The sequence below is a fragment of the Nocardioides terrae genome, assembly GCF_900112345.1.
Lineage (GTDB): Bacteria > Actinomycetota > Actinomycetes > Propionibacteriales > Nocardioidaceae > Nocardioides > Nocardioides terrae.
The window spans coordinates 150,326-175,755 of the sequence record NZ_FOLB01000007.1 but is presented as its reverse complement, the minus strand read 5'-3'; the positions used below and the strand labels follow the sequence as shown (position 1 = coordinate 175,755).

At 71.9% G+C, this 25,430-nt stretch carries 20 protein-coding genes; 9 read left to right on the top strand and 11 right to left on the bottom strand.

The window, feature by feature from the left end; all coding sequences use genetic code 11:
* Positions 1 to 14: 14 nt before the first annotated feature.
* The 5 genes from BM236_RS11330 to BM236_RS11310 form a co-directional block, all read right to left on the bottom strand.
* On the bottom strand, positions 15 to 1,202 hold the full coding sequence (locus tag BM236_RS11330) for a zinc-dependent alcohol dehydrogenase (RefSeq protein WP_091123701.1): 1,188 nt from the start codon (positions 1,200 to 1,202) through the stop codon (positions 15 to 17).
* An 82-nt stretch (positions 1,203 to 1,284) separates the two neighbouring features.
* Entirely contained in the window at positions 1,285 to 1,932 is a 648-nt protein-coding gene (locus tag BM236_RS11325; protein WP_091123699.1) for a response regulator, read from the bottom strand.
* Positions 1,932 to 3,068 carry a MacS family sensor histidine kinase gene (gene macS / locus BM236_RS11320; protein ID WP_245750281.1) on the bottom strand — a complete coding sequence of 379 codons (1,137 nt, stop codon included), beginning with the start codon at positions 3,066 to 3,068 and terminating at the stop codon, positions 1,932 to 1,934. Before macS ends, BM236_RS11325 begins: the two co-directional genes overlap by 1 nt.
* Positions 3,069 to 3,129: 61 nt before the next feature.
* Entirely contained in the window at positions 3,130 to 3,477 is a 348-nt protein-coding gene (locus tag BM236_RS11315) for a GntR family transcriptional regulator (RefSeq protein ID WP_091123694.1), read from the bottom strand.
* Complete coding sequence (locus tag BM236_RS11310) at positions 3,474 to 4,889, bottom strand: MFS transporter (RefSeq protein WP_217645299.1); 1,416 nt, start codon at positions 4,887 to 4,889, stop codon at positions 3,474 to 3,476. Before BM236_RS11310 ends, BM236_RS11315 begins: the two co-directional genes overlap by 4 nt.
* Positions 4,890 to 4,950: 61 nt before the next feature.
* Between BM236_RS11310 and BM236_RS11305 the strand changes: the two genes are divergently transcribed.
* Positions 4,951 to 6,390, top strand: a complete 1,440-nt coding sequence (locus tag BM236_RS11305) for a lipase maturation factor family protein (protein ID WP_091123690.1) — start codon at positions 4,951 to 4,953, stop codon at positions 6,388 to 6,390.
* 133 nt (positions 6,391 to 6,523) lie between these two features.
* Here BM236_RS11305 and BM236_RS11300 read toward each other — a convergent pair whose 3' ends face one another.
* A complete protein-coding gene (locus BM236_RS11300; protein ID WP_091123687.1) occupies positions 6,524 to 8,191 on the bottom strand; it encodes an acyl-CoA dehydrogenase family protein in 1,668 nt (555 codons plus the stop codon).
* A gap of 140 nt (positions 8,192 to 8,331) precedes the next feature.
* Between BM236_RS11300 and BM236_RS11295 the strand changes: the two genes are divergently transcribed.
* Together BM236_RS11295 and BM236_RS11290 are read left to right on the top strand one after the other, a co-directional pair.
* Positions 8,332 to 9,321, top strand: a complete 990-nt coding sequence (locus BM236_RS11295; protein ID WP_091123842.1) for a potassium channel family protein — start codon at positions 8,332 to 8,334, stop codon at positions 9,319 to 9,321.
* Positions 9,322 to 9,682: 361 nt separating this feature from the next.
* A complete protein-coding gene (locus BM236_RS11290; RefSeq protein ID WP_245750279.1) occupies positions 9,683 to 12,019 on the top strand; it encodes a M4 family metallopeptidase in 2,337 nt (778 codons plus the stop codon).
* Positions 12,020 to 12,100: 81 nt separating this feature from the next.
* Here BM236_RS11290 and BM236_RS11285 read toward each other — a convergent pair whose 3' ends face one another.
* From BM236_RS11285 to BM236_RS11265, 5 genes are read right to left on the bottom strand one after another with little or no spacing between them, the layout of a single operon-like run.
* Positions 12,101 to 13,459, bottom strand: a complete 1,359-nt coding sequence (locus BM236_RS11285) for a pyridoxal phosphate-dependent decarboxylase family protein (protein ID WP_091123686.1) — start codon at positions 13,457 to 13,459, stop codon at positions 12,101 to 12,103.
* A 53-nt stretch (positions 13,460 to 13,512) separates the two neighbouring features.
* Positions 13,513 to 14,277 carry a type I methionyl aminopeptidase gene (gene map, locus BM236_RS11280; protein WP_091123683.1) on the bottom strand — a complete coding sequence of 255 codons (765 nt, stop codon included), beginning with the start codon at positions 14,275 to 14,277 and terminating at the stop codon, positions 13,513 to 13,515.
* 9 nt (positions 14,278 to 14,286) lie between these two features.
* Complete coding sequence (locus BM236_RS11275; protein WP_091123681.1) at positions 14,287 to 15,195, bottom strand: carbohydrate kinase family protein; 909 nt, start codon at positions 15,193 to 15,195, stop codon at positions 14,287 to 14,289.
* A 57-nt stretch (positions 15,196 to 15,252) separates the two neighbouring features.
* The gene (locus BM236_RS11270) at positions 15,253 to 15,924 is read right to left on the bottom strand and encodes an MBL fold metallo-hydrolase (RefSeq protein ID WP_091123679.1); all 672 of its coding nucleotides are present in this window, start codon (positions 15,922 to 15,924) and stop codon (positions 15,253 to 15,255) included.
* Positions 15,921 to 16,652, bottom strand: a complete 732-nt coding sequence (locus tag BM236_RS11265; protein ID WP_175507651.1) for a maleylpyruvate isomerase family mycothiol-dependent enzyme — start codon at positions 16,650 to 16,652, stop codon at positions 15,921 to 15,923. Before BM236_RS11265 ends, BM236_RS11270 begins: the two co-directional genes overlap by 4 nt.
* 110 nt (positions 16,653 to 16,762) lie before the next feature.
* On the opposite strand from BM236_RS11265, the gene uvrA reads away from it, so the two are divergent.
* The 6 genes from uvrA to whiA all read left to right on the top strand — a co-directional run bounded on the left by uvrA (position 16,763) and on the right by whiA (position 25,305).
* The gene (gene uvrA, locus BM236_RS11260; protein ID WP_091123674.1) at positions 16,763 to 19,669 is read left to right on the top strand and encodes an excinuclease ABC subunit UvrA; all 2,907 of its coding nucleotides are present in this window, start codon (positions 16,763 to 16,765) and stop codon (positions 19,667 to 19,669) included.
* A gap of 88 nt (positions 19,670 to 19,757) precedes the next feature.
* Positions 19,758 to 20,195 (top strand): Rieske (2Fe-2S) protein, encoded by a 438-nt coding sequence (locus BM236_RS11255; protein ID WP_091123671.1) that lies wholly within the window; start codon positions 19,758 to 19,760, stop codon positions 20,193 to 20,195.
* A 197-nt stretch (positions 20,196 to 20,392) separates the two neighbouring features.
* Complete coding sequence (gene uvrC / locus BM236_RS11250; RefSeq protein ID WP_091123669.1) at positions 20,393 to 22,357, top strand: excinuclease ABC subunit UvrC; 1,965 nt, start codon at positions 20,393 to 20,395, stop codon at positions 22,355 to 22,357.
* Position 22,358: 1 nt separating this feature from the next.
* Positions 22,359 to 23,246, top strand: a complete 888-nt coding sequence (rapZ, locus tag BM236_RS11245) for an RNase adapter RapZ (RefSeq protein ID WP_281247651.1) — start codon at positions 22,359 to 22,361, stop codon at positions 23,244 to 23,246.
* Positions 23,243 to 24,232, top strand: a complete 990-nt coding sequence (locus BM236_RS11240) for a gluconeogenesis factor YvcK family protein (RefSeq protein ID WP_245750278.1) — start codon at positions 23,243 to 23,245, stop codon at positions 24,230 to 24,232. Before rapZ ends, BM236_RS11240 begins: the two co-directional genes overlap by 4 nt.
* 89 nt (positions 24,233 to 24,321) lie before the next feature.
* A complete protein-coding gene (gene whiA / locus BM236_RS11235; protein WP_091123664.1) occupies positions 24,322 to 25,305 on the top strand; it encodes a DNA-binding protein WhiA in 984 nt (327 codons plus the stop codon).
* Positions 25,306 to 25,430 lie beyond the last annotated feature (125 nt).

Genomic DNA, 25,430 nt, shown 5'->3' with positions numbered 1-25,430 from the left:
ACGTCGACCCGATCTCAGGGCCGGAAGACGACCTTCACGTAGCCGTCCTCCTTCTTCTGGAACTTCGCGTAGGCGTCCGACGCATCGGTCAGCGGCAGGTGGTGCGTGGCGAACGACTCCACGCCCCACGGGTCGCCGTCCTGGAGCACGCCGAGCAGCTCGTCAGTCCACGCCCGCACGTTGGCCTGACCCATCCGGATCTGGATCTGCTTGTCGAACAGCTGCATCATCGGGATCGGGTCGGCGGCGCCGCCGTACACGCCGGAGATGGAGACCGTGCCGCCGCGACGGACCGCCTCGAAGGCGGTGTAGAGCGCGGCGAGACGGTCCACCCCGGCCTTCTTCATCATCGGCTCGGCGACCGCGTCGGGCAGCAGGCCGACCAGCTTCTGCACCCCCTGCGCGCCGGGGGCGCCGTGCGCCTCCATGCCGACCGCGTCGATCACGGCGTCGGCGCCGCGGCCGCCGGTGGCCTCCCGCACGACGTCGGCGATGCCGCCCACCTGCTCGGCCTCGTCGAGGTTCAGCGGCTCGGCGCCGTACTCCGCGACCCGGGCCAGCCGCTCCGGGACGCGGTCGACGCTGATCACCCGGTGACCGGCGTGGACGGCCATCCGCGCCGCCATGTCGCCGATCGGCCCGGCGCCGAGCACCAGCAAGGTGCCGCCGTCGGGCACGTCGGCGTACTTGAGGCCCTGCCAGGCGGTCGGGAGGACGTCGGAGAGGAACAGGAACCGGTCGTCGGAGGGGCCCTCGGGCACCTTGACGGGCAGGAAGTCGCCGAACGGGACGCGGAGGTACTCGGCCTGGGCGCCGGGCACGTGCCCGTAGAGCTTGGAGTAGCCGAAGAAGCTCGCTCCGGTGCCGTGCTCGCGGTTCTGCGTCGTCTCGCACTGGCTGTAGAGGTGCCGGTCGCACATCCAGCACGAGCCGCAGGAGACGTTGAACGGGACCACGACCCGGTCGCCGGGACGCAGGCTGGTCACCGCACTGCCGACCTCCTGGACGATCCCCATGGGCTCGTGCCCCACGATGTCGCCCGGCTCCATGAACGGGGCCAGCGTCTCGTAGAGGTGGAGGTCCGACCCGCACAGACCGGAGGAGGTGACCTTGATGATGATGTCGGTCGGCTCCTCGATCAGGGGGTCCGGGACCTCGGTGACCTGCATGTCGTGGACGCCTTGCCAGGTGACAGCCTTCACGGGAAGCTCCTCGGGCTAGGGGACGGGCTGGTCCCTTACCCGAGCGGCCGGGCGAGCACGCGCGGCCTCACCCCGCCGGGCGCTACTCCTCGTCCAGGCCTCGCTCGATGGCGTACCGGGTGAGCTCGACCCGGTTGTGCATCTGCAGCTTGCGCAGCGTGTTCTGGACGTGGTTCTGCACGGTGCGATGGGAGAGCACGAGGCGGTCGGCGATCTGGCGGTAGGACAGGCCCTTGGCGACCATCCGGAGCACCTCGGTCTCGCGCTCGGTCAGCCGCTGGTCGTCGGGCTCCGCGGGCGCCTCGGAGATCCGCTGGAACTCGCCGAGCACCAGGCCGGCGAGCCCGGGCGTGAAGACCGGCTCGCCCTGCGCCACCCGGCGTACGGCGGCCAACAGCTCTTGGCTCGACGCGGACTTCACCAGGTAGCCTGCGGCGCCCGCCTTCACGGCCGCGAGGACGTCCTGCTGCTCGCCGGACGCGGAGAGGATGAGCACCCGCACCGAGGGGTCCTGCCGCACGATCTCGGCGGTGACCCCGACGCCGTCGGGCTCGGGGATCTGCAGGTCGAGCACGACGACGTCGGGCCGGGTGGCGGTGAAACGGGCGATCGCCGACCGGCCGTCGGCGGCGACCGCGACCACGTCCAGGCCGGCGGCGACCAGGTCACGCTCGACCGCGTCGCGCCACATCGGGTGGTCGTCGACGACCATCACGCGGATGGGCTCCATCAGCCGTCCTCTCCGGTGCCGCGCGGCACCACGAGCTCCCACTCGGTCCCGAGCTCCCCGGTCACCAGCGTGGCGGTGCCGCCCAGGTCCTCGATCCGTCCGCGGATCGACTCCCGCACCCCGAGCCGTCCAGTCTCAGCGGCCGTCTCCAGCCGCCCCGGCGGGATGCCCGGGCCGTCGTCGCGCACCGACAGCTCCACCCGGTCCGGGAAGGCCTCCAGCAGCACCCAGGCGGGCGCGTCCTCGCCGACGTGGACGCGGACGTTGTCGAGGCAGGCGCGGGTCGCGGCGAGCAGCTCCGTCGCGACCGGTGCGGGCAGCTCGACGGGGAAGGCCGGCGTCGAGACGGTGACCGAGCCGCTGCGCTCGAGCCGGGCCAGCTCACCGACGAGGTCGACGGTGCTGGCTGTGGCCGGGGCGCCCTCCTCGGCCCGGATCAGCCCGCGCAGCGAGCGCTCCTGCTCACCGGCGAGCCGGCCGAGCTCGGCGAGGTCGCCACCCAGCTCGAGGCCACGTCGCTGGACCAGGGCCAGCACCTGCAGCACGCCGTCGTGCACCACCCGGGCCAGCCGGGCCCGCTCGGCGGCCACCGCAGCGGCCCGCTCGGCGGCGTCGCGCTCGGTGGCCATCCGCTGCAGCGACCCGCACAGGAAGCCGACCACCGCGCCGCCGATCACGAGGAGGAACGCGTTGCCGTAGTCGAGCTGCCGGATGTGATCGCGCAGCGAGAGGTCGACGCCCGCCAGCAGGAGGCCGGCGAGCAGGCCGCCGCCGGTGCGGAAGTGGGCCGCCCAGGCCAGCAGCGCCCCGGCCACCCAGAAGCCGGGGATCGTCGCGTTGAACGACGCCCCCTTCACGGCCGGGGTGGCGGCGACCAGCGCCACCGCGAGCGCGAGGTCGGTGACCAGCAGCACGGCGGTACGCCGGCGCGGGTCGGCGTACGCCCAGGTCGCGAAGCCTGTCCACAGTGCCATGGCGCCGACGCACATCACCGCGGCGGCTGGGTGCTCGAAGTTGTCGGCGCGATAGACGTTGAGCCCGACCGCGTTGAGCACGAGGATGACGCGCAGCACGGCGAGGGCACGGAAGAGGCCGCTCTCGACCGCGGTCGCGGCGGGCGTCGTGGGCGGGCTCACACGGCGCAGTCTGCAGCAGAACCCGAGCATCCGCAGGGATGTCGGGGCCGTCGTGGTGCGCTCAGTGCTCCAGCGCGCGCCGCACGAGCCCGACCGCCTCGTCGGCGGTCATGCCGAGCGCGCGGACCCGCTCGGCGTACGCCGCCGCGGCGGCTCTGGCCTCGCGCTCGACGCCCGCGCCGGCCACGAAGCTTCCGGCCCGGCCACGCGTCTCGATCAGGTGGGCCTGCTCGAGCTCGCGGTAGGCCCGGGCGACCGTGTTGGCCGCAACGCCGAGGTCGTCGGCGAGCCGGCGGACCGTCGGCAGTCGCTCGCCCGCGGGCAGCGTCCCGTCCTCGATCTGCTCGGCGAAGCGGGCCCGGATCTGCTCGAAGGGCGGCTCTGGAGCGTTCGGGTCGACGGTGATCACGCGGGCATCTCCGCCACAGCGGTGGGCTCGGGGCGCCGGACCGTGAACCACGAGACCAGGCCGCCCGCGGCGAGCAGGCCGGCGCACGCGATCATGGCGCGCTGGAAGGACTGGTCGAAGACCGCGGGGTCGGCGTAGTCGGCGCCGCGCAGGCCGACGGCGATCGGAAGCGCGGCGACGGCCAGCAGCGAGCCGGCCCGGGCGACGGCGTTGTTGACCCCGCTGGCGATGCCGGCGTTCTCGTCCGGAGCGGCGGCCAGCACCGTCGCGGTGAGCGGAGCGACCATCATGGCCAGCCCGAGCCCGAAGACGACGACGGCCGGCAGCACGTCGCGCACGTAGCTCACGTCCGGCCCGATCCGCAGCATCCCGAGCGTGCCGAGCGCCATCACCAGCGGCCCGACCGTCATCGGGATCCGGGGGCCGATCCGCTGGCCGAGCCGGCCGCCCCGGGCAGCGAGGAACAGCATGATGATCGTCATCGGGACGAACGCCGCGCCGGCCGAGAGCGCCGACCAGCCGCTCACCGTCTGGAGCTGGATCACCACGAAGAACGTCAGGGCACCCAGCGCGCCGTAGACGAGCAGGGTCATCACGTTGGACGCGCTGAAGGTGAGGTCGTGGAACAGCTCCAGGCGCAGCATCGGCTCCGGCTCGTGCGCCTCGACCAGCACGAAGGCGACCCCCGCCACGACCCCGAGGATCGCCGCGATCCAGCCACCGAGCCCGCCCCACTCGATCAGCGCGTACGTCGTCCCGCCCAGCGCCAGGGCGGCCAGCACCGCGCCCGCGACGTCGAAGTGCGAGGAGGCGTTCGGGTCCCGCGTCTCGGGGACCGACCGGACGGCGACGAGGACGGTCAGCGCTGCGATCGGGAGGTTGAGCAGGAAGATCCAGCGCCAGCTCGCGTAGTCGACCAGCGCGCCGCCGACGAACGGCCCGACCGCCGCTGCGATGCTGCCCAGCCCGGACCAGGCCCCGATGGCCGGCGCGCGGTCCTCGGGCGCGAACGCGCCCTGGATCATCGCCAGGCTGCCGGGGGTGAGCAGGGCGCCGCCGATGCCCTGGAGGGCCCGGGCGGCGATCAGCACCTCGGGGCTCGGCGCCACGCCGCAGATCAGGGACGCCACCGCGAACCAGACCACGCCCACGACGAAAACGCGCCGCCGGCCGAACCGGTCGCCGAAGGACCCGCCCATCAGGATCAGGCTGGCGAGCAGCAACAGGTAGGCGTTGGTGATCCACTGCAGCTGAGCCAGGCTCGCGTGGAGGTCCTTGCCGATCGTGCGCAGGGCGACGTTGACGACCGTCCCGTCGAGCATCGCCATGCCGGAGCCGAGGGTCGCGGCGGCGACGACGGCCCGACCGGTCGGCGAACCCATCCTGACCGCGGCGCACTCGGGAACAGACACGGCGTCGACGATAGTGCTCCGGGGGAGGTGGCCGCGCGGCCGTTAAGGGAACCGGGGAGGGGTGGACTGGTTCGCCGCCGAGCACAGCTGGCTGGCGCGCCTGCTCTTCCAGCGGGCGCTGGCCGTTGTCTACGTCGTCGCCTTCGTCGCGGCCGCCCGGCAGTACCGCGCCCTGCTGGGCGACCACGGCCTCATGCCGGTGCGGCGCTACCTCACCAGGACGGGCTTCCGGCGGTCGCCGAGCCTGTTCCACCTCCACCACTCCGACCGGGCCTTCCTCGCGGTCGCCTGGGCCGGCGCCCTGCTCGCGCTGGCGACCCTCGCCGGGCTGACCGACGCCGTCCCGCTCGTCGCCGCGATGGCGGTCTGGGGCGTCCTGTGGTTCCTCTACCTCTCGATCGTGAACGTCGGGCAGCGGTGGTACTCGTTCGGATGGGAGTCGCTGCTCCTGGAGGCGGGGCTGCTCGCGGTGTTCCTCGGCAACGACGACGTCTCGCCGCCGCTGCTCACGCTCCTGCTGCTGCGCTGGCTGCTGTTCCGGCTGGAGTTCGGTGCCGGGCTGATCAAGATGCGCGGCGATCCGTGCTGGCGCGACCTGACCTGCCTCGACTACCACCACGAGACCCAGCCGATGCCCGGCCCGATGAGCTGGTACTTCCACCACCTGCCGCGGCCGCTGCACCGGGTCGAGGTGCTGGCGAACCACGCGACGCAGCTGGTCGTGCCATTCCTCCTGTTCACTCCGCAGCCGGTCGCGGGTGTCGCGGCGGCCGTGATGATCGTGACCCAGCTCTGGCTGGTGCTCAGCGGCAACTTCGCCTGGCTCAACTGGCTGGCGATCGTGCTCGGCCTCTCCGCTCTTCCCGATGCGTGGCTCGCGCCCGTCCTCCCGGGCCCCGGGGCGCCTGACACCGGCATGCCGGTACCGTTCACCGCTGCCGTCTGCGTCGCGACCGCGGCCGTCGTCGTGCTCAGCTATCAGCCCGTCGCCAACCTGCTGTCGTCGCGCCAGCTGATGAACACCTCGTTCAACCGGTGGCACCTCGTGAACTCCTACGGCGCCTTCGGCAGCGTGACCAAGACCCGCTACGAGATCGTGGTCGAGGGCACCGACGAGGCCGGGTGGGGCCCGGCGACGCAGTGGCGGGAGTACGAGTTCAGGGGCAAGCCGGGCGATCCGCGCCGCCGGCCACGGCAGTGGGCGCCGTACCACCTGCGGTTGGACTGGCTGATGTGGTTCGCCGCGATCTCGCCCGGGTATGCCGAGCCGTGGTTCAGCGCCTTCGTGCAACGCCTGCTCGAGGGCGACCGGAACGTCATCGGGCTGCTGCGGCACGACCCGTTCCCCGACGCGCCGCCACGGTTCGTCCGCGCGTCGGTCTACCGCTACCGCTTCACCAGCCGCCGTGAGCGCGCGGAGACCGGGCAGTGGTGGTGGCGCGAGCGGGTCGGGACCTTCCTCGAGCCCGTCCGGCTGCGCGGCGACCGCGTCGGCCACTGAGCCATCGGCAGGCGCAGGAGCAGGATGGGCCCATGACCCACGTCACGACCTTCGACCACGTCGGCATCACCGTCGGCATGATCGTCACCGACCTCGACACGGTCTGTGGCGCCCAGCGGCTCGGGCAGGCCGGCTAACCCACGACCGGCGTCGCCCGGGCCACGATCGTCGCGAGCGCGCCTCCGGCCAGGGCGCCGTACGTCCCGTCGTGGCCGGCCCCGAGCCGCGAGGCACAGAACACGTCGGCGACCTCGGCAGGGGCGTAGCGCACGAGCAGCGAGCCCTGGAGGACGGCGGCCATCCGACCGGCCAGGCGCCGCGCAGACACCTCCATCTCGTCCGGAGTGAGCGTGCCGAGGAGGCCCAGCAGCGAGTCGATGGCGGCGTCGAGACGGGGGTCGGCGCCGCGGGCGCGGCCGACCTCGGTGAGGTAGGCGTCGAGCACCTCCGGCTCTCGGGAGAGCGCACGCAGGACGTCGAGGGCGTTGACGTTGCCGGAGCCCTCCCAGACCGAGTTCAGCGGCGCCTCGCGGTAGAGCAGCGGGAGGCCGGACTCCTCGACATAGCCGTTGCCGCCCAGGCACTCCAGCGCCTCAGCGACCATGCCCGGCGTGCGCTTGCAGACCCAGAACTTCGCCAGCGGCAGCCCGATCCGGCGCAGCGCGGCCTCGTGCGGGTCGGCCAGGTTGTCGACCGACGCGGCGAGCCGGATGGCGAGCGCGGTGGCCGCCTCGGACTCCACGGCCAGGTCGGCGACGACGTTCTGCATCAGCGGCTTGTCGGCCAGCACGCCTCCGAAGGCGGAGCGATGCGCGACGTGCCAGGACGCCTCCGCGAGTGCACGCCGCATGAGCGACGCCGAGCCCAGCACGCAGTCGAGCCTGGTGGCCGCCACCATCTCGATGATGGTCCGCACGCCGCGGCCCTCGTCGCCCAGCCGGAAGGCGACGGTGCCCCCGAACTCCAGCTCCGAGGAGGCGTTGGAGCGGTTGCCGAGCTTGTCCTTCAGGCGCACCACGTCGAGCCGGTTGCGCGTGCCGTCCGGCAGGACGCGGGGGAGCACGAAGCAGGTGAGGCCGCCCGGGGCCTGGGCGAGGACGAGGAAGACGTCGTTCATGGGGGCGGACGTGAACCACTTGTGCCCGTGCAGGGTGTAGGTGCCGTCGGTCGACGTCGGGCGCGCCTCGGTGATGTTGGCGCGGACGTCCGAGCCGCCCTGCTTCTCGGTCATGCCCATGCCGGCGAGCGCGCCCAGCTTCTGCGACGCCGGGCGTACGCCGGGGTCGTAGCTGCGCGAGGCCAGCAACGGCGTCCACTCCTTGGCCAGGGCGTCGTCGGCGCGCAGAGCGGGCACGGCGGCGTAGGTCATGGAGATCGGGCACCCGTGACCCGGCTCCGTCTGCGACCAGGCGAAGAAGCCGGCCGCCCGGCGGACGTGGGCGTGCCGGCCCTCGTCGGTGGAGGCGTCGGCCTCCCACGGGGTGGCGGCCAGCCCGTAGCCGACCGCCCGCTCCATCAGCCAGTGCCACGACGGGTGGAAGGCGACCTCGTCGACCCGGTTGCCGTAGCGGTCGTAGGGCTGCAGCACCGGCTCGTTCTGGTTCGCGAGCATCCCGTGCTCGCGGGCCTCCTGAGAGCCCGCCTCGAACCCGAGCGGGACCAGCGACTCGACGGCCTCCTGCGATGCGTGCCGGGCGACCGCCTCCGCGAGGGCGCGGTCGGCGGTCACGACGTTGTGGCCGGCCAGCAGGGGAGCCTGGTTGAGAACGGTGCGGATGCCTCCGCCGGGTGTCGCGGTCATGCCACTACGGTAGTGGCGTGCCCGACGACCAGCGCTCCGACTCCGCTCGGGGCCGTTGGGTCGATGCGCCGCGCACCGGTCGCATCGCGCTCCCGGAGCACATCCGTTCGCCGTGGTGGCAGCTGACCCGCCGGCTCCTCATGGCCATCGGCCTCCTGGTCGGCACGATGCTGATCGTCTACGTCGACCGGGGCGGCTACCGCGACAGCAACGGCGACCCCCTGAGCCTGATCGACGCGTTCTACTACACCACCGTCACACTGAGCACCACCGGCTACGGCGACATCACGCCCGCCTCCGACAGCGCGCGCCTCGTCAACGCGTTCGTCGTCACCCCCGCCCGCATCGCCTTCCTGGTCCTGCTGATCGGCACCACGCTCGAGGTGCTCGCCACGCGTGGCCGGGAACAGATTCGGATCGCCCGTTGGAGGAAGAACATGGGTCACCACGTCGTCGTCGTCGGCTACGGCACGAAGGGTCGCAGCGCCGTCGACACGCTCATCAACAACGGCCTGGAGCGCGACGCGATCGTCGTCGTCGACCCCAGCCAGTCGGCCCTCGAGGAAGCCCACGCCGACGGGCTCGCCGTCATCACGGGCGACGCCACCCGCCGCGACGTGCTCAACCGCGCCGGGGTCGCGACCGCCGACCAGGTCATCATCACCACCGACCGCGACGACACCAACGTGCTCACCACGCTCACGGTGCGCCAGCTAAACCCGGAGTCGTGGATCGTGACCGCCGCCCGCGAGCAGGAGAACGCGCCGCTGATGAAGCAGTCCGGCGCCAACTCGGTCATCACCTCCTCCGACGCCGTCGGTCGCCTGCTCGGCCTCTCCTCGCTGTCCCCGACGCTCGGCTCGGTGATGGAGGACCTGCTGACGTACGGCGAGGGGCTGGAGGTGGCCGAGCGCGACTTGCTCGTCGGCGAGGTCGGCAAGCAGCCCCAGCAGGTGCCCGACCAGGTCATCGCCGTGGTGCGCGACGAGAAGGTCTTCCGCTACTTCGACCCGGTCGTCACCCAGCTCGCCCGGGGCGACCGGCTGATCGTCGTCCGGCCCGCCAAGGAGCTTCCGTGGGCGCCACGACCGGGGACCCACGACGAGGACCTCGCGTCCGAGGAGTTCTGAACCGTCCCGAAATAGCACTGAACCGCTGGTGTCTCGGGTCACCAGCGGTTCAGTGAGATGAACTCTAGCCGCCGTCCGATCACCGCCCAAGTGATCATCGGCGTTCCGAGGCGAAGATGACGTGTCCGGGCCATACCGCATAGCCCGAAAGGGCTATCTCCGGCGAAGGTCGGCGAGCACGGGATTGCCAGCATCACGGTCGCTCGGCGAACGTCTTGCAGTTCTGCGAGTTGTCGCATTGCACATCTGTGTCGATCTGCGCCGTTGACCGGAGGATCTGCAGCCGACGACTCTTCCCGAAGGCCCGGACCTGGGCCGAACCGTCTCGGGGGCCACCAGGCCCCGGTTCGAAGGGGAACTCGTGAAACATCGCGTCGCAACGGGCCTGACCGTGGCCCTCGTCTCCGCAGCCTGGTTGGCGCCCACCGGCGTCCAGGCCGCCGCCGCCCCTGGCAGCTCGGCGAAGTCGGCCGACCACAGGACCGACCAGAAGCAGCCGCCGGGGAAGTCCGCCGACCGCGGTCGCGCCGCGGCGGCGAAGGGCGCCGGCAACTTCGTGGCCACCCGCCCGGGTCCCCTGCACCTGGCCCAGCAGGACAGGCCGCGCCAGAAGGAGATGTTCTCCTCCAACGGGCTCAACTATGTCGCCTACGACCGCACCTACCGCGGTCTCGACGTCGTCGGCGGCGACTTCGTGGTCGCCACCGACGCGAGCGGCAGGGTCCTCTCCACCTCGGTGGCGCAGACGGCCCCCACCCGCCTGGCCTCGGTCACGCCGAGCGTCTCGCAGGCCTCGGCGCGCGAGAAGGCCGCCACGAAGGTCGACGGCGCGACGCTGAGCGACACCCGGCTCGTGGTGCTCCAGCAGCGCGCGACCTCCACCCTCGCCTACGAGACGATCGCGACGGGCACCCGCAAGGGACAGCCGTCGCGGCTCGCGGTCTACGTCGACGCACACTCCGGCAAGGTCGTCGACACCCAGGAGAAGGTCGTCCACGGCACCGGGGCGGGCACCTTCAACGGCCCCAAGCCGGTCACCTTCGGCACGACGCCGTCCGGGTCGACGTACTCGATGAAGGACCCGGCGGCGACGAACCTGAGCTGCCAGAACGCCTCCAACAACATCACCTACACCCAGTCGACCGACTCCGGATGGGGTGGCGGCGCGGCGACCGACCGCGAGACCGCCTGCGTCGACGCACTGTTCGCGGCCGACAAGGAGATCGCCATGCTGGCGGCCTGGGACGGCCGCAACGGCCCGAACGGCAGCGGCGGCGCCTGGCCGATCCGGATCGGTGACCAGGAGGAGAACGCCTACTACGACGGCACGCAGGTCCAGGTCGGGTACGACGACAACGGGGCCTGGCTGACGCCGATCGACGTGATCGCCCACGAGATGGGCCACGGCGTCGACGACCACACCCCGGGTGGGATCTCGGGCGGGGGCACCCAGGAGTTCGTCGCCGACACCTTCGGCGCGGCGACGGAGTGGTACGCCAACGAGGGCTCGGCCTACGACCCGCCGGACTTCACCGTCGGCGAGGAGGTCGACCTCGGTGGCGGCCCGATCCGCTACATGTACAACCCCTCGCTGATCGGCGACGCCAACTGCTACTCCTCCTCGACCCCCGGCTCCGAGGTGCACTCGGCGGCCGGCCCCGGCAACCACTGGTTCTACCTGCTCGCCGAGGGCACCAACCCGACCGACGGGCAGCCCACGTCGCCGACCTGCAACGGCTCCACGGTGACCGGCATCGGCATCCAGAAGGCCGAGAAGATCATGTACAACGCGATGCTGCTCAAGACGTCGTCGTCGTCCTACCTGAAGTACCGCACCTGGACGCTGACGGCGGCCAAGAACCTCTACGGCACCACGACCTGCACTGAGTTCAACGCGGTCAAGGCGGCGTGGAACGCGGTGTCCGTCCCGGCCCAGTCCGGTGAGCCCACCTGCACGGCGGGCGGCGGCACGGGCACCGTGAGCGTCAGCAACCCGGGCAACAGGACGGGCACTGTCGGCACTGCGATCGGCTCGTTCACGCTGAGCGCCTCGGGCGGCACGTCGCCCTACACCTGGTCGGCCACCGGCCTGCCGACCGGCGTCACGATCTCGTCCGGCGGCACGGTGAGCGGTACGCCGACCACGGCCGGCACCTACGCCGTGACCGTCTCGGCGACCGACAGCAGGGGCGCGGCAGGCACGGCGTCGTTCACCTTCACCGTGAGCGGTGGGGCCGGCGGCTCGTGCTCGGGTCAGAAGCTGGCCAACCCCGGCTTCGAGTCGGGCACCACCGGCTGGACGGCGAGCAGCGGCGTCATCGACAGCTCCGCCGGCGCGCCGGCGCACAGCGGCAGCTACAAGGCGTGGATGGACGGCTACGGCTCCACCCACACCGACTCGCTGAGCCAGTCGGTCACCGTCCCGTCCGGGTGCCGGGCGACGCTGACGTTCTGGGTCTACATCGCCTCCGACGAGACGACGACCACGACGGCGTACGACAAGCTGACCGTGAAGGCCGGCTCGACCACGCTGGCGACGTACTCGAACCTCAACAAGGGCTCGGGCTACGTGCAGAAGTCGATCACCCTGCCGTCGAGCGTCGCGGGGACGTCGTTCGCGCTGACGTTCACGGGCAGCGAGGACAGCTCACAGGCGACGAGCTTCCTCGTCGACGACACGGCGGTCACCCTGGGCTGACGCCCGACCGTCCACCGGAACAGGCCGGCGGCCGCCCTCACGCAGGGTGGCCGCCGGTCCGCGTCCGGACGAGCGGCCCGGTCAGCGCATCGAGTCGAGGATCTCGGCGAGGTCGTCGGCGGTGGTCAGTGGGTTGACGATGGCGAAGCGGGTGCACACCTTGCCCTGGTGGCGGCTGGCCGTGACGAAGGCCCGCTGCTCGTCGAGCATCCGCCGGCTCCAGGTGGCGTAGTCGGCGTCGCTCCAGCCGACCCGCTCGAAGATGAGCACCGACAGGTCGGGCTCGACCAGCAGCCGGACGTGGTCGGCCGCATCGATGAGCGCACGCCCGTCGCGGGTGACCGACAGCGTGTGCTCGACCGCGTCGCCGTAGGCCTTCGTGCCGTGCACCGCGAGGGAGAACCAGAACGGCAGGCCGCGCGCCCGCCGGGTGAGCTGGATGGCGAAGTCGCTCGGGTTCCACTCGCCCTCGACGGTGACCGGGTCGAGGTAGCCGGCCTTCTGGGTGTGCGCGGCGCGGGCCAGCACCGGGTCGCGGTAGATCAGCGCACAGCAGTCGAACGGTGCGAATAGCCACTTGTGGGGGTCGACGATGAAGGAGTCCGCTCGCTCGATGCCGTCGTAGAGGTGGCGGACCGACGGCGCGGCAAGGCCGGCGCCCCCGTAGGCGCCATCGACGTGGAACCACCAGCCCTGCTCCTGCGCCACCTCGCCGATCCCGGCCAGGTCGTCGACCACGCCGAGGTTGGTCGTGCCGGCGGTGGCAACGACGGCGAAGACGGACTCGCGCTGGACGTCGGTGGCGGTGCTCAGCCACTCGCGGATCGCGCCACCGGTCAGCCGGCCGCGCTCATCACCGGGGATGAGCACCACGTCGACGTCCATGACCGACTCGAGCGCGTGCTTGACCGAGGAGTGCGTCTCGTCGGTGAGGACGACGGTCCAGCGCTCCGGCCGCGACCCGCGCACGTGCTGGACGGCGGCCCGCGCGGCCACCAGCGCGGACAGGTTGCCGATCGTGCCGCCCTGCACGAAGACGCCGCCGGCCTCCTCGGGCAGTCCGGCCAGGTCGGCGATCCAGCGCAGCGCCTGGTTCTCGGCGAACACGGCTCCCGAGCCCTCGAGCCAGCTGCCGGCGTACACGCTGGAGGCGCCGACGAGCATGTCGAACGCCGCGGCGGCCTTGCTCGGCGCGCCCGGGATGAAGGAGAGGTAGCGCGGGTGGTCGATCGAGAGACAGGCCGGGGCGAGCACGTGCTCCCACAGCCGCAGTGCCTCGTCCTGGCCGATGCCCGTCTCGGTGACCGTCAGCCCGGCCCGGTCGAGCAGCTCCTCGGGAGGCACCGTCTCGTCGAGCGGCGCCTGCATCCGGAGACGATCGATGCAGAGGTCGGCCAGCGCACGCGCCATGCGGTCCGTGGCGTCGGTGTAGAGGTGCATGGCGGGAGCCTAGGGCCGGGTGGCGCCGGTCGAAGAGCCGGCGACCGAGACCCTCAGCGCTGGGTCAGCACCAGCGGTCCGTCGTCGGTGACCGCGACGGTGTGCTCCATGTGGGCGCCGCGCGACTTGTCGGCGCTGCGCAGGGTCCAGCCGTCGGGGTCGGTGAAGATCTCGTCGGTGGTGTGCAGGAACCACGGCTCGATCGCGATGACCAGGCCGGGCTGGAGCTTGAAGCCCCGGCCGGCGCGACCGTCGTTGGGCACGTGCGGGTCGCCGTGCATGGTCCGGCCGACGCCGTGGCCACCGAACTGGGTGTTGATCTTCAGGCCCTTGGCGTGCGCGACCGACGCGATGGCAGCCGAGATGTCGCCGATCCGGTTGCCCGGCCGGGCGGCGGCGACGCCGGCCTCGAGCGCCCGCGTCGTGGTCTCGATCAGGTCGAGGTCCTCCTGGCGGGGCGTGCCGACGACGACGCTTAGCGCGGAGTCCGAGACCCAGCCGTCCACGCTGGCGGCGAAGTCGACGCTGAGCAGGTCGCCGTCCTGCAGCTCGTAGTCGTGCGGCAGGCCGTGCAGCACGGCGTCGTTGACGCTGGTGCACAGGACCTTGCCGAACGGGCTCGCGCCGAAGCTCGGGTGATAGTCGATGTAGCAGGACTCCGCACCGCGGTCCTTGATCATCTGGCGGGCGAGCTCGTCGAGCTCGAGCAGGTTGACGCCGACATCGGCCTTCTCCTGCAGGGCGAGGAGGACGTCGGCCACGAACCGGCCGGCGGGCTTCATCTGCTCGATCTGGGTCGGGGTGCGGAGCTCGATCACGCTCAGACCCTATGCCAGGTCACGGCGGTACGGCGGATCGGCGCCGGGCCGCTGGACGGTGATCGCCGCTGCCTCCACCGCGTGCTCGAGGACCGACCGCCACCCGTCCTCGCCGAGGTCGTGCAGGGCCCGCCGCGCGGCTGCGCCGAGCAGCCCGAGCTCCCACAGGGCGTCGATGGCGGCGGCGCAGAAGGAGTCGCCGGCGCCGATGGTGTCCGCCACGACGACCTCGGGCGCTGCGACGTCGACGCGCACGTTCCGGGTGAGGACGGTGGCGCCGTCGCCCCCACGGGTGATCACCATCGCGCCCGGTCCGTACTCCAGCAGGTCCGCGGCGGTCTCGAGCGGGTCCTGGCTCGGATAGAGGTGCTCGAGGTCCTCGTCGGAGGCCTTCACGACGTCGGCCCGGGCCATGCCGCCCAGCACCGCCTCGCGTACGCCGTCCATCCGGCCCATCGCCCGGGGCCGGATGTTGACGTCGTAGGTCACCGTCGCGTGCTCGCGCAGCCTCTCGACGGTCTGCGCGACGCCGTCCGCGCCCGGGGAGAGCAGGGCCGCGAGCGACCCGCTGTGCACCACGAGCGGCGGTGCCGGCGGGGCCCACGGGCGCAGGCTCCAGGCGAGGTCGAACTCGTAGGCCGCGGCACCGCCGGGCCCCAGGACGGCGTCCGCGCTCGAAGTCCGCCCCGAGCGCGGCTCCTGCCGGACCACGTCGACGCCCTCGCGGCGCAGGTGCTCGTCGATGATCCGACCGAGTCGGTCGTCGGCGTACTCCGTGACGAGGGTGGCGCGGCGGCCGAGCCTGCTGAGCGCGACCGCGACGTTGGCGGGGCTGCCGCCGGCGAGCTCGGTCACCGTGCCGCCGGGACCACGGACGATGTCGACGAGCGCCTCGCCGACGACCAGCGCTGTGTCCATGCCTGCGAGGCTAGCGGGGCCCGAGCGCACGGACGGCGGACGGCGCGCGCGGCGTCGTCACCAGCCGCGCTCGCGCCACTCGGCGAGGTGCGGCCGCTCGGCGCCCAGCGTGGAGTCGTCCCCGTGGCCGGGGTAGAACCACGTCTCGTCCGGGAGCCGCTGGAAGATGCGCTCCTCGACGTCGTTGATCAGCTGCTCGAAGGCGCCGGCGTCGCCGAACGTGTTGCCGACGCCGCCGGGGAAGAGCGAGTCGCCGGTGAACAGGTGGGGCGGGCCGTCCGGGTCGTCGTAGAGCAGGGCGATCGAGCCCGGGGTGTGGCCGCGCAGCGCGATCACCTCGAGCTCGGACTCGCCCACGGCGATCCGGTCGCCCTGGCCGACGGTGCGGGTGATCGGCACGCCGGTCTGCTCGGTGATCGCGGCGGCGTCCGGCTCGCCGGCGATCGTCTCGGCGGACGTCGCCTCGACGACGGCGGCGAGCGCACGGTGGTGGTCCCAGTGCTGGTGGGTGGTGATGACGGCGTCGAGACCGGTGGCGCCGACCCAGGGGACGAGTCGCTCGGGCTCGGCCGCGGCGTCGACGAGCGTCTGCGCGCCGGAGTGCCGGCAGCGCAGGAGGTAGCAGTTGTTGGACATCTTGGCGTCGACCGCGACCTTGTGGATGCTCAGGTGGAGCAGGTCCCGGACGTCGTACAACCCGCCCGGCCGCACCACGCCTGTGTAGCTCATATCGCGTTCGCCCTCGGCAGCATGCCGTCGGCGCTGGTCGGCCCGGTCGTGCCCGGGTACGCCGGCCGGCCGGTCGCCCACCAGGCCAGCTCGTGCCCGGTGCCGGTGACGGTCGCATCACCCGTCCCGAACTCCCAGGTGCGGCCCAGGTCGGTGGCCTCGGCCCGGAAGCCGGAGCCCCCAGAGGTCCCGGCGGGGTGGTCGGTGAAGTGGCCGGCGACGTGGTCGAGCAACCGGATCGTGAACTCGTCGGGCCAGTCCGCGGGGGCGTACCCGGCGTCGAGGTCCGCGTGGTGGATCTCCACCTCGCGCAGCCGCATCGAGGCTGCTGCGCCGGCGGGGAAGAAGGTCCCGGAGCCGGGTGTCCGCTCCACCCGCTCGCCCGCGCGGTCCTCGGGCAGCGCCGCCAGAGCGTCGCTGAAACGGGTCACCGACGCGAACACCCGGTCGCGGATCTCGGCCGGCTCGGCCGCGCCGAGCTCGGCGATGTCGCCGTCGCGCGCATCTTGGGAGGCGTACATGCTCACCGGGCGTCCGTGGGCGACACCGGTGAGCACTCCTGCGAGCGCCTCCGCGTTCAGCGCGACGTGGGCCAGGACGTGCGCGACGGTCCAGCGCGGGAGCAGACTGGGTCTCGCCCAGGCGTCGCCGTCCAGGGAATCAACCGTGCGCACCAGACGCTGAGATGCGGTGTGCAGCAGGTCGGCGGTCGATGTGGGGTGGCTCACGAGCGCCATCGTGCCACCTCAGGACTGTCGGTGGCCCCTGGTAGCATCGCGAACACTTGTTCGACTCCGGGGGGCGGAGTCGACACCGACGGAAGAGGCAGCAGCAGACCGTGGCCGACCAGCTGATCATTCGGGGTGCCCGGGAGCACAACCTGAAGGACGTCTCCCTCGACCTGCCGCGTGATGCGCTGATCGTGTTCACGGGTCTTTCCGGGTCCGGCAAGTCCAGCCTCGCGTTCGACACCATCTTCGCCGAGGGCCAGCGCCGCTACGTCGAGTCGCTGTCGGCGTACGCGCGCCAGTTCCTGGGCCAGATGGACAAGCCCGACGTGGACTTCATCGAGGGCCTCTCGCCGGCGGTCTCGATCGACCAGAAGTCGACGAGCAAGAACCCCCGCTCGACCGTCGGCACCATCACCGAGGTCTACGACTACCTCCGTCTCCTCTACGCGCGCGCGGGCCGGGCGCACTGCCCGACGTGTGGCGCGCCGATCGAGCGGCAGACGCCGCAGCAGATCGTCGACCGGATCCTCGCGCTGGAGGAGGGCAAGCGGTTCCAGGTGCTGTCCCCGGTCATCCGCGGACGCAAGGGGGAGTACGTCGAGCTCTTCGCTCAGCTGCAGAGCCAGGGCTACTCCCGCGCCCGCGTCGACGGCGAGACCCATCTGCTCGACAACCCGCCGAAGCTCGACAAGCAGAAGAAGCACACCATCGAGGTCGTCATCGACCGCCTCGCGGTGAAGGCGTCGAGCAAGCGCCGGCTCACCGACTCCGTCGAGACGGCGCTCGAGCTGGCCGGCGGCCTGGTGCTCATCGACTTCGTCGACGCGGGCCCGGGCGAGGACGCCGAGCTGAAGTTCTCGGAGAAGATGTCGTGCCCCAACGACCACGTCATCGACACCGACGACCTCGAGCCGCGCTCGTTCTCCTTCAACAGCCCCTTCGGCGCCTGCCCCGCCTGCCACGGTCTCGGCACGCGGATGGAGGTCGACCCCGAGCTGGTCATCCCCAACCCGCAGGCGACGCTGGGGGAGGGCGCCATCCAGCCGTGGAGCCACGCCCACATCGCCGACTACTTCCTCCGCCTGCTCGGCGCCCTCGGCAAGGAGCTCGGCTTCGACCTCAACACGCCGTGGGAGCAGCTGTCGGCCAAGGCGCAGCAGACCGTCCTCGACGGCCACGTCCGCAAGGTGCACGTCGTCACGACCAACCGCTACGGCCGCCAGCGCGCCTACGACGCCGAGTTCGAGGGCGTCCGCCGCTACGTCGAGCGGCGCCACCGCGAGGCGGAGACCGACACCAGCCGTGAGCGGTTCGAGGGCTTCATGCGCGAGGTGCCGTGCCCGGTGTGCGCGGGCAGCCGGCTCAAGCCGGTGTCGATGGCCGTCACGCTCGGTGCGAAGGAGGAGGGCGGCAAGAACATCGCCGAGGTCTGTGCCCTCCCGATCGACGAGGCGGCGGCCTACCTCAACTCGGTCGTGCTCAGCGAGCGCGAGAAGCAGATCGCCGAGCGGGTGCTCAAGGAGATCCAGGAGCGCCTGCGCTTCCTGCTCGACGTCGGCCTCGACTACCTCTCCCTCGACCGGCCCTCCGGGTCGCTGTCCGGCGGCGAGGCGCAGCGCATCCGGCTCGCGACGCAGATCGGCGCCGGCCTGGTCGGCGTGCTCTACGTCCTCGACGAGCCGTCGATCGGCCTGCACCAGCGTGACAACGCCAAGCTCATCGAGACCCTCGTCCGGCTCAAGGAGCTGGGCAACACGCTGATCGTCGTCGAGCACGACGAGGACACCATCCGGGTCGCCGACTGGGTCGTCGACATCGGCCCCGGCGCGGGCGAGCACGGCGGCCACGTCGTGCACAGCGGCACCGTCAAGGAGCTCTTCGAGAACGAGTCGTCGATGACGGGGCAGTTCCTCGCCGGCAAGCGCGAGATCCCCGTGCCCGCCGTACGCCGTCCGACGACGAAGGGCCGCGAGCTCAAGGTGATCGGCGCACGGGAGAACAACCTCAAGGACGTCGACGTCGCGTTCCCGCTCGGCGTCTTCCTCGCCGTCACCGGCGTGTCCGGCTCCGGGAAGTCGACGCTGGTCAACGACATCCTCTACACCTCGCTGGCCAAGCAGATCTACAACGCCCGCACCATCCCGGGCCGGCACCGCACCATCACCGGGCTCGAGCACGTCGACAAGGTCATCCACGTCGACCAGAGCCCGATCGGGCGTACGCCGCGGTCCAACCCGGCCACCTACACGGGTGTCTTCGACCACGTCCGCAAGCTGTTCGCCTCGACCCCCGAGGCGAAGATGCGCGGCTACCAGCAGGGCCGGTTCTCCTTCAACGTCAAGGGCGGCCGCTGCGAGGCGTGCGCCGGCGACGGCACCATCAAGATCGAGATGAACTTCCTGCCCGACGTCTACGTCCCGTGCGAGGTGTGCCACGGGCAGCGCTACAACCGCGAGACGCTCGAGGTGCACTACAAGGGCAAGAACATCGGCGAGGTGCTCGACATGCCGATCGAGGAGGCGGTCGACTTCTTCGCAGCCGTCCCGGCGATCTCCCGCCACCTCAACACGCTGCTCGAGGTCGGCCTGGGCTATGTCCGGCTCGGCCAGCCGGCGACCACCCTGTCCGGCGGCGAGGCCCAGCGCGTCAAGCTCTCCAGCGAGCTGCAGAAGCGGTCGACCGGTCGCACCGTCTACGTGCTCGACGAGCCGACCACCGGCCTGCACTTCGAGGACATCCGCAAGCTGCTCGGCGTGCTCTCCAGCCTGGTCGACAAGGGCAACACCGTCCTCGTCATCGAGCACAACCTCGACGTGATCAAGACGGCCGACTGGATCATCGACATGGGTCCGGAGGGCGGCAACAAGGGCGGCACGGTGGTCATCGAAGGCACCCCGGAGACCGTCGCCGCTCACCCCGACTCCTACACCGGGCGGTTCCTCAAGCCGCTGCTCGACGGCCGCGCGGCGGCGCAGCCGAAGCCGGTCCGGCGCCGGACGACGAAGGCCCGCTGAAGATCGGGTGAACCGGATCGGCCGCTCCCTCGTGTCACGGGAGCAGACACCAGACACGCCTGCCACTCGCTGACGACCAGGAGTCCCCATGCGCGATCAGATCACCCGTCGTACGACCCTGGCCGGAGCCGGCCTCACAGCCGCCGTGCCCGTGCTCGCCGCCTGTGGCGGCTCGAACGCGTCCGAGGGCGACGAGATCCCGGCCGGCGCCGTCCTACCGACCGCGACCCCCTCGGCCGGCGTCGTGGTCGGCCCGACGAGTGACGTCCCTGTCGGCGGCGGCAAGATCTACGGCGACCTGAACGTCGTGGTGACGCAGCCTGAGGAGGGGACGTTCCACGCGTTCAGTGCCACCTGCACCCACCAGGGCTGCCAGGTCTCCAAGATCGTGAACCACGCGATCCAGTGCAGCTGCCACTTCAGCAAGTACTCCCTCGCCGACGGATCGGTCCAGGGCGGGCCGGCGCCCGAGCCGCTGCCGCCGATCGACATCAGCGTGGCGAACGGGCAGATCACCGTCAGCTGAGGAGGCTCACCTCTCGCACCGTCGCGGCAGCCATGGAGAACCCGGTCAGCCCGGATCCGGCCAAGAACCGCCGGGCGGACGTCTACTACCGCGCCTGAGCCGTCCCGGCCGGGCTCGGCAGCCCAGCTCGGCGGTCACCCAAGTAGCGTCAGAAACGCGGGTTAAGGAGTGTCGGAGTGCCGCCGTAGGGTTGGGGCGTGCCTGACCCGAGGAGCTATCGACCGCGGCCGGGGGAGATCCCGACCCAGCCCGGGGTCTACCGGTTCCGCGACCCGAAGGGCCGGGTCATCTACGTCGGCAAGGCGATCAACCTCCGGGCGCGCCTGTCCAACTACTTCCAGCCGATCCGCAGCCTCCACCCGCGCACCGCGACGATGGTGACGACCGCGGCCAGCGTCGAGTGGACCGTGGTCAACACCGAGGTCGAGGCCCTCCAGCTGGAGTACTCCTGGATCAAGGAGTTCGACCCGCGGTTCAACGTGAAGTACCGCGACGACAAGTCCTACCCCTGGCTCGCCGTCACGCTCGCCGACGAGTTCCCGCGCGTCATGGTCGGCCGCGGCGCCAAGCGCAAGGGGACCCGCTACTTCGGTCCCTACAGCCACGCCTGGGCGATCCGGGAGACCGTCGACGTCCTGCTGCGGGTCTTCCCGATGCGCTCGTGCAGCAACGGCGTCTTCAAGCGCAGCCAGCAGGTCGGCCGGCCCTGCCTGCTCGGCTACATCGACAAGTGCAGCGCCCCGTGCGTCGGCAACGTCAGCGCCGAGGACCACCGCCGGATCGTCGAGGACTTCTGCGACTTCATCGGCGGCAACACGACCGGGTTCGTCCGTCGCATCGAGAAGGAGATGTACGCCGCCAGCGACGCCCTGGAGTTCGAGCGCGCCGCCCGGCTGCGCGACGACCTGGGCGCCCTCCAGCGAGCGCTGGAGAAGCAGGCCGTCGTCCTCGGCGACGGCGCCGACGCCGACGTGATCGCCCTGGCCGAGGACCCGCTCGAGGTCGCCGTGCAGGTCTTCCACGTCCGCGGCGGCCGGATCCGCGGCCAGCGCGGCTGGGTCGCCGACCGGGTCGACGAGGGCGAGACCGACAAGCTGGTGGAGGACTTCCTGCTCCAGCTCTATGCCGGCGACCCCGACTCGATCCCGCGCGAGGTGCTGGTGCCCGCGCTGCCGCCGGAGGCGACGACTGTCGAGGAGCTGCTCACCGACCTGCGCGGCAGCCGGGTCCAGGTCCGGGTGCCGCAGCGGGGCGACAAGAAGACCCTGCTCGAGACGGTCGGGCGCAACGCCGCGCAGACGCTGGCCATCCACAAGACCAAGCGCGCCTCCGACCTGACCACCCGCAACCAGGCGCTGGAGGAGCTCCGCGAGTCCCTGGAGCTGCCCGAGGCCCCGCTGCGCATCGAGTGCTACGACATCTCCCACCTGCAGGGCTCCGAGATCGTCGCCTCGATGGTCGTCTTCGAGGACGGTCTCGCCCGCAAGTCCGAATACCGCCGCTTCGTGATCCGCGGCCAGGACGGCTCCGACGACGTCCGGGCGATGCACGAGGTGATCACCCGACGGTTCCGGCGGCTGCTCGACGAGCAGGCGACGTCGGTGCCGTCCACCGAGGTGGACGGTGCTCACGGCCCGATGCTGGTCGACCCGGAGACCGGACGGCCGCGCAAGTTCGCCTACGCACCCGGCCTGGTGGTGGTCGACGGCGGCGCACCGCAGGTGGCGGCCGCCGTCCGCGCCCTGGACGAGCTCGGCATCGACGACGTCCCCGTCTGCGGACTCGCGAAGCGGCTGGAGGAGGTCTGGCTGCCCGGCCAGGCCGACCCGGTCATCCTGCCGCGCTCCTCGGAGGGGCTCTACCTCCTGCAGCGCGTCCGCGACGAGGCCCACCGGTTCGCGATCACCCACCACCGCTCGCGGCGCTCCAAGTCGATGGTCGAGAGCATCCTCGATGACGTCCCCGGCCTCGGTGAGGTGCGCCGCAAGACGCTGCTCAAGCACTTCGGCTCGTTGCGCAAGCTGCGGGCGGCGAGCCTCGAGGAGGTCGCGACGGTGCCGGGGATCGGACCCGCCACAGCGGCTGCGATCAAGGCGGCGGTCGAGAAGAATGGCACAGGGATCGCCGTGAACACGGCGACCGGCGAAGTCCAGGAGACGTGACGTGGGGGATCAGCAGGATCCGGAGGTGCACGCGGGCGAGCTCGTCGTCGTCACCGGGATGACCGGGGCCGGCCGCAGCACGGCCGCCAAGGAGCTCGAGGACCTCGGCTTCTTCGTGATCGACAATCTCCCGCCGTCGCTCCTGCCCGAGGTCGTCCGCCTCGTCGACGAGAGCCGCGGCCGTCAGCAGCCGATCGCCGTGGTCGTCGACGTCCGCTCCGGCGCCTTCTTCGACGCGATCGCCGGTGCGATCGCCCACGAGGGAGCGGGCCGGAAGGCGACGCTCGTGTTCCTCGACGCCGGCGACGAGGTGCTCGTCCGCCGCCAGGAGGCCGCACGCCGGCCGCACCCGCTGCAGGGCGAGGGCCGGCTGCTCGACGGCCTCCAGCGCGAGCGGGTCGCGCTGGCCGACCTGCGCTCGGTCGCCGACCTCGTCATCGACACCACCAACCTCAACGTGCACCAGCTCACCGACCGCATCGCCGAGTCCTTCGGAACCCCGGACACCACCCGGCTGCGGGTGACGGTGCTCAGCTTCGGCTTCAAGTACGGCATCCCCGTCGACGCCGACTTCATCGCCGACATGCGCTTCCTGCCCAACCCGCACTGGGTGCCCGAGCTGCGGCCGGGGAACGGGCGCGACAACCCCGAGGTCGCCGCCTACGTGAAGAGCCGCCCGGGGGCGAAGGAGTTCCTCGACGGCTACGTTCCCGTGCTGGAGGGCGTCGCCGAGGGCTACCTGCGCGAGGGCAAGCGCTTCATGCGGGTCGCCGTCGGCTGCACCGGCGGCAAGCACCGCAGCGTCGCCATGGCCGAGGAGATCGCGCGCCGCCTGCAGGAAGGCGGCCTCGTCGCCCGCGCCCTCCACCGCGACCTGGGGCGCGAGTGAGCGGCCCCTCCGTGGAGGAGTGGCACGACCGCGCCCAGGCGGTCGCCGCCTTCGGGGGTGGTCACGGCCTCCACGCCTCGCTGTCCGCCCTCCGGGTGCTCGTGGACGACCTCACCGTCGACGAGCTGACCGCGATCGTCACGGTGGCCGACAACGGCGGTTCCTCGGGCCGGCTGCGCCGCGAGTTCGACGTGCTCCCTCCCGGTGACCTGCGGATGGCGCTCGCCGCTCTGTGCGGCTCCGACGACTGGGGCACGACCTGGGCCGAGGTGCTCCAGCACCGGTTCGCCGGTGACGGGGAGATGCAGGGGCACAACCTCGGCAACCTCCTCATCGTCGGGCTGTGGGAGCTCCTCGGCGACCACGTGAAGGCGCTCGACTACGTCGGCCGGCTGCTCGGCGCGAAGGGCCGTGTCCTCCCGATGGCGCTCACCCCGATGGACATCACCGCCCAGGTCCGCGGCCTGGTCCCGGACCATCCCGACGCGCTGGTCGCGGTCCGCGGCCAGGTGGAGGTCGCCACCACCGAGGGCGTCATCGACTCCATCGCGCTCGTGCCCGAGGACCCGCCCGCGGCCCCGGCCGCGCTCGACGCCATCGCCGGCGCGGACTGGGTCTTCATCGGGCCCGGCTCCTGGTTCACCTCGGTCATCCCGCACCTGATGGTCCCCGCCCTGCGCGGCGCCCTCCTGGAGACGCCCGCTCGCATCGTCGTCGTGCTCAACCTCGCCGAGCAGGCGGGGGAGACGCCCGGCTTCGGACCCGCCGACCACCTCGCCGTACTCCTCGAGCACGCACCGTCGCTCAAGGTCGACACCGTGCTCGCCGACGCGTCCTCGGTCGGCGACGGGCTGGCCGAGCTGCGCGAGGCCGTCGAGGCCTGCGGCGCCCGGCTCGTGCTCGACGACGTGAGCGTCGGGGACGGTACGCCGCGCCACGACCCGGTCAAGCTGGCCCGGGCCTACGCCGCGATCATGGCAGGCTGACCGAGCCTGTCTGCGGCCTGACGCAGCGACCGCTGGGACGGTCGACGTCAGGTGCGAGGTTGATTGACGAACGTGAAAGGATCGGCGCCATGGCGATGACGGCACAGGTCAAGGCGGAGCTCTCATCCACCCAGATCACCAAGACCTGCTGCCGCAAGGCGGAGGTGGCCTCGACGCTGCGCTTCGCCGGCGGCCTCCACATCGTCAACGGCCGGATCGTCGTCGAGGCCGAGCTCGACACGGGCGCTGCCGCCCGGCGGCTGCGCCGCGACATCGCCGACGTCTACGGCCACCACGCCGAGGTGACCATCGTGCAGGCCAACGGCATCCGCAAGGGGAGCCGCTACATCGTGCGCGTCTCGCGCGAGGGCGAGGCGCTGGCCCGTCAGACCGGACTGCTCGACCAGCGCGGCCGCCCCGTCCGCGGGCTCCCGCCCGCGGTCGTCTCGGGCGGCGCCTGCGACGCGGTCGCGGCCTGGCGCGGCGCCTTCCTGGCGCACGGCTCGCTCACCGAGCCCGGTCGCTCCTCCTCGCTGGAGGTGACCTGCCCCGGCTCCGAGGCGGCGCTCGCACTCGTGGGTGTCGCCCGCCGGCTCGGCATCCAGGCCAAGGCTCGCGAGGTCCGCGGGGTCGACCGGGTCGTGATCCGGGACGGCGACGCGATCGGCCAGCTCCTCACCCGGCTGGGCGCGCACGAGTCGCTGATGGCGTGGGAGGAGCGCCGGATGCGCCGCGAGGTGCGTGCCACCGCCAACCGGCTGGCCAACTTCGACGACGCCAACCTGCGCCGCTCGGCCCGGGCCGCGGTCGCGGCAGGCGCGCGCGTCGAGCGGGCGCTGGAGATCCTCGGCGAGGAGATCCCCGACCACCTGCGCCAGGCCGGGAGCCTGCGGCTCGAGCACAAGCAGGCGTCCCTCGAGGAGCTCGGCCAGCTGCACGACCCCGCGCTCACCAAGGACGCCATCGCCGGCCGCATCCGCCGCCTCCTGGCGATGGCCGACAAGCGCGCCGAGGAGCTCGGCATCCCCGACACCGAGGCCGTGCTGACCCCGGACATGCTGGCCGACGACTGATCCTGTGACGAGGATCGCGATCGTTTGATCGTGCCAAGGTCTGAGACCGCCGGACGCGCCGGTCCTTCTACCGGCAGGTAGTGGGTAGTGTCGAGGCGTCCTTCCGACGGCGTGACTAAACGCGC